We start from the raw sequence: 439 nt of genomic DNA on the forward strand, positions 1-439 counted from the left end.
GTTCATGGCGATCTTCTGGGGCAAGGGCGGAAAACGTTTTGGCGGCCGGCGCACCATGACATTTGCCTATATCGCCATGTCGGCGATGCTTTTGGCGGCCGGCACGGTCGGCGAAACCGTGCCGCTGTTGACCGGCGCCTTCCTGCTGTGCGGCGCCTTCTTCACCATTGCGCTCGACGCGCTGGGGTCGACCGCCTTCATGCGTTCGGTGCGCTCCTATGAGCGGGCGCAGATGGCAGCGGTCTACCGCACCTATCTCGATTTTTCCGAATTGACGCCGCCGCTGGTCTATTCCATCGTGCTGGCCTTCTTCGGACTGGGCTCGGTGTTCGTCACGCTCGGTCTGCTGGCGGCGGTTTGCGGTTTTGTCACGTGGCGATACCTGCCGAAGTCACTGTGAGGATCACGGTGAAAGTGCTGCGTGGCGCTCGCGCACCCA

1 pseudogene is annotated in these 439 nt (G+C 62.6%); it reads left to right on the forward strand.

Annotation, left to right across the window (positions count from 1 at the left end):
* Window positions 1–400, forward strand: a pseudogene (locus ACWTU8_RS32765) (MFS transporter); the annotation flags it as partial.
* Between the last annotated feature and the right edge of the window lie 39 nt (window positions 401–439).

The sequence above is a fragment of the Mesorhizobium sp. BHbdii genome, from assembly GCF_053848045.1.